The following is a 3,842-nucleotide window of genomic DNA, read 5'->3' as shown; positions in this document are numbered from 1 at the left end:
GTCGCCATCTGGAAGCAGGACGGCGAGTTCGTCGCTGTGGTGGATGGCAAGAGTGCTGACGCCGCGGATATTTGGACCTGGGTTTGCGACAAGCCGATCACCGAGGCCGAATATCACAAGGTCATGGGCGGCGAAGGCTGGTCCGACGAGCCACGCGCCGCGACCATGCCGAGCAACATGCCTTCAGATCCGTTCGAGGCGCTCAAGATCGAATTTGCGGCCGAACAGGAAGTTGCTGCCGAGCTGCTGGCAAAGCCGGTCACGGAGCAGAGCCACGCCGATCAGATCGCAGTGCTGACCAAGCGCCTCTCGGGCATCAAGTCCAAGGCGACCAGCCTGCACAAGACCGAAAAGCAGCCGTTCCTCGATGGCGGCCGAGCGGTCGATGACAAGTTCCGCGACCTCAAAGAAGAGCCCGACACGCTGACCAAGAAGCTCAAGCGGCATCTGGACGCTTACCTGCTCAAATTGCAGCAGGAAGAACAGGCCCGCCAGCGCGCCGCCCGCGAGGAACAAGACCGTATTCGCCGCGAGGCCGAAGCTAAGGCCGCCGAGGCCGCCAAGGCGGAAAATGCCGCCGCTGCCGAACAGGCCGCAGCTGAGGCCGAGCGGCTCCAGCAGGAGGCTGACGCGAAGGCAAAGGAGGCCGAGGCGCGCAATGCCAGTGCCGGGCGCACCGGGGCCAAGGTTTCGCTGCGCACGTTCGTCTACGGCCAGATCACCGATTTCGACACGCTGCTGATGGCGCTCAAGGACCGCCCTGAAATTCAGGAACTGGTCCAGACGCTGGCAAACCGCGCTGCGAAATCCGGCGTCGAGCTTCCGGGCATGTCCATTTCCACCGAGCAGAGGGCGGCTTAGCCATGAACCAGCTTGCACCATTCCAGCGCACCAACAGCGCCGTCAGCGTGATCCTGCCGCAGTCCATCGATGATATCTGGCGTGTGGCCAGGATGGCTTTCGTCGGAGGCATGGCACCGGAAAGCCTGACCAAGAACAAAGACCCCGACGCCGCAGTCAGCGCCTGTGCCATTGCAATCATGGCTGGTGCCGAGCTTGGGCTGACCCCGCTGATGGCTCTGCGCTCCTATGCCGTGGTCAATGGCCGCCCGTCGCTATGGGGCGACGGCATCAAGGCCGTGGTGCGTCAGTCGGGCCGCTGCGAATATATCCGGGCCGGCGGCGACCTGACCAAGGGCTGGTGCGAAGCCAAGCGCAGCGACACCGGTGAAGTCATGCGCCGCGAATTCACCTGGGAGCAGGCCAAGAAGGCGGGACTCTCTGGTAAGGCTGGCCCTTGGCAGCAGCACCCCGACATGATGATGGAGCGCCGCGCAACTGCCCGCTGTCTCAATGACCTTTTCGCGGACGTGCTTGGCGGCATCGTTACTGCCGATGAGGCTCAGGACAGCGATCCGATCATCAACGAGCCGCGCGTCGTCTCGCCACCCTCCCCGCCGTCGCCCCCCAGCCCGCCGACAATCGAGGCGGATGCTCCGATCATTGACGAGCAGCCCGAGGCCGTAACCGGCGAGCAGGATTTCGACGCCGCCGCATTCTTCGAGGATTTGGAAATCGCCATGGCCGCCGCCAAGGACGCCGATGGCATCGAGGCCGCATGGTCCGAACTCGACGTGGAAGCCACGCTGACCAGCGACGAAACCAATCTCGAAATCGCCAACAAGATCAAAGCGCGGGCGATGAAGCGCGTTTCTACGCCGCAGCCGCCCTCGCCGCCGCAGGACGACATGTTCCCCGGCGACCGCCCGTAATTCCACTCCAGGGACCGGGAGGCGGCCAACAACCCCTCCCGGAGAAATGCAAATGGCTATGGCGCTCAAAGCAGCCAAAGACGCAATGAAGGCCTATCCGCCGATCCTAATGAGCGGGCTGCTGTCCGGCGACAGGGCGATGATCCTGCTCACGGTTCAAGGCGTCGTCGCCAAGGCGATCCAGGCCGAGCAAGAGCGTGCCGCCAAGATAGCTGACTATTACTCGGCCGAGGCCGCCGCCCTCATTCGAGAGGATCAGCCATGATCGCCACCCTCTCTGATGTTCAATACGTCGAAGAAGCGATTACCGCTCTGGAGCGGTGCAAGACCGATGCTGCCCTGTCCAACTGGAGCGACAGGTTCTGCAATAACGAGCGGTATATTTCCCTGCCCGAGAAGCTGGTGAGCCGCCTTGAGGATGCCTTTGACAGGCGCGTCCGGTGGGTGTGCGGGGTGGGTGCGTGATGGCCCGGCATTTCACCATCCGCGATGAACGCATCCTGGCCAATTGCTTTGAGGCAATCCGCGAGGCAGGCCCAAACGCTCGCGTCACCATCGCACCGCCCCAGCGCTCGAATGACCAGAACGCCAAAATGTGGGCGATGCTGGCAGACGTGGCGCGCGCAAAGCCCGAGGGCCGCAACTGGGTGCCCGAGACCTGGAAGGCCGCGTTTATGCACGCGCTTGGTCATCAGGTGATGTTTGCCGAGGGACTGGACGGCTCCGGCCCCTTTCCGGTCGGGTTTCGGACCTCGCGCCTCACGGTCTCGCAAATGTCGGACCTTATCACCGTCATCTACCAGTACGGCGATGAGCATGGCGTTGAGTGGCGTGAGACCCGCCTCGGCGGCTTCCTCGAATTGCAGGAAAGGACCGCAGCATGAAAAACAAGCTCTCCGATTTGAACGATCACCTGTTCGCCCAGCTCGAGCGGTTGTCTGACGAAGACCTGACGCTCGAGCAAATCGAGGCCGAGGCAAAGCGCGGCGCGGCTATCGTATCGGTTGCGGACAACATCATCCGTAATGCTGACCTGACCTTCAAGGCTGCAACGTTTGTTGCCCAGCATGGCGACCGATACCGCCCGGCGCTGTCGGGCCTGATCGGCAGGGCCGTGACCGTGGAGGCCGAAGAAGAATGAAGGGCCACCCGATCAAATACAGCGCCGCCGAAATGGCCTGGCTTGAAGACAACCGCCTGATGGTCATCAGCGACTATCAGAAGGCCTTTGTCGAAGCGTTTGGCCGGGGTGATGTATCGGCGGCCAATCTCCACAGCCTGCGCAAGCGCAAGGGCTGGAGGACAGGCCGCACGGGTTGCTTTGAGAAGGGCGCTGAGCCGCACAACAAGGGCGTTCCCTGCCCGCCCGGCAAAGGCGGGCGCCACCCTAACGCCCGCAAGACGCAATTCCGCAAGGGCAACCGCACCGGACAGGCCAACCGCAACTATAAGCCAGTCGGCACCGAGCGGCTGAGCGAAGATGGCTATCGAGAGATCAAGGTCCATGACGGCCTGCCCAGGCAGTCACGCTGGCAGCTTGTCCATCGCGTCGAGTGGGAAAAGGCCAACGGCCCGATCCCCGAAGGCATGGCGCTCAAGTGCCGTGGCGACCGGCTCAACACCGATCCCAGCAACTGGCAGCTAGTTCCACGCGCGATCCTGCCCAGGCTCAACGGCGGCAGGCGCAAGAAGCATATCGCCTATGACAGCGCGCCCGAGGAAATCAAACCGCTGCTCATCAGCGTGGCGAAGCTGGAGCACCAGGTACGCGAGAAATCGAAGGGTGCAGCCAATGCGTAAGCTCAGCGCCCAGGAGCGCCAGTTCCTCGCCATCATCGAACAGGCAGGCGGCTCATTCTGCTTTGGCCGCGAGGACAAGGTGACCGCAGAAGCTCACCGGATGCTTCGCCGCCTTGATCGCGCCGGGCTGATTTCCGTCGAGCCGACCGATGACGGCCCGTTGGTCACCCTTACCGCTCAGGGGTATGCGGAGCTCGATCATGGCTGAACGTGAGCAGCAGCTTGAGATTTTGCTTTCCGAAGGTCTGGACCTATGCGTCCGCGCCCGAA

Annotated in this window: 8 protein-coding genes; all 8 read left to right on the top strand. The window is 62.9% G+C overall.

The window, feature by feature from the left end; translation table 11 throughout:
- A partial coding sequence (locus VDP82_RS15310) for a hypothetical protein (RefSeq protein WP_323015695.1) occupies positions 1-861 on the top strand: 861 nt, incomplete at its 5' end.
- Positions 862-863: 2 nt separating this feature from the next.
- A complete protein-coding gene (locus VDP82_RS15305; RefSeq protein ID WP_323015694.1) occupies positions 864-1,772 on the top strand; it encodes a recombinase RecT in 909 nt (302 codons plus the stop codon).
- A gap of 52 nt (positions 1,773-1,824) precedes the next feature.
- On the top strand, positions 1,825-2,037 hold the full coding sequence (locus tag VDP82_RS15300; protein WP_323015693.1) for a hypothetical protein: 213 nt from the start codon (positions 1,825-1,827) through the stop codon (positions 2,035-2,037).
- Positions 2,034-2,237, top strand: a complete 204-nt coding sequence (locus VDP82_RS15295; protein WP_323015692.1) for a hypothetical protein — start codon at positions 2,034-2,036, stop codon at positions 2,235-2,237. Before VDP82_RS15300 ends, VDP82_RS15295 begins: the two co-directional genes overlap by 4 nt.
- Positions 2,237-2,656, top strand: coding sequence for a recombination protein NinB (locus tag VDP82_RS15290; RefSeq protein WP_323015691.1), 420 nt, complete (start codon positions 2,237-2,239; stop codon positions 2,654-2,656). The genes VDP82_RS15295 and VDP82_RS15290 overlap by 1 nt, the downstream gene beginning before the upstream one ends.
- Positions 2,653-2,913, top strand: a complete 261-nt coding sequence (locus VDP82_RS15285) for a hypothetical protein (RefSeq protein WP_323015690.1) — start codon at positions 2,653-2,655, stop codon at positions 2,911-2,913. Before VDP82_RS15290 ends, VDP82_RS15285 begins: the two co-directional genes overlap by 4 nt.
- A complete protein-coding gene (locus tag VDP82_RS15280; protein ID WP_323015689.1) occupies positions 2,910-3,572 on the top strand; it encodes an HNH endonuclease signature motif containing protein in 663 nt (220 codons plus the stop codon). The genes VDP82_RS15285 and VDP82_RS15280 overlap by 4 nt, the downstream gene beginning before the upstream one ends.
- Entirely contained in the window at positions 3,565-3,780 is a 216-nt protein-coding gene (locus VDP82_RS15275) for a hypothetical protein (protein ID WP_323015688.1), read from the top strand. Before VDP82_RS15280 ends, VDP82_RS15275 begins: the two co-directional genes overlap by 8 nt.
- Positions 3,781-3,842 lie beyond the last annotated feature (62 nt).

The organism is Devosia sp., from assembly GCF_034675085.1.
Lineage (GTDB): Bacteria > Pseudomonadota > Alphaproteobacteria > Rhizobiales > Devosiaceae > Devosia.
Note: the sequence above shows the minus strand (reverse complement) of the source record. Positions and strands in the feature narration are given on the sequence as shown.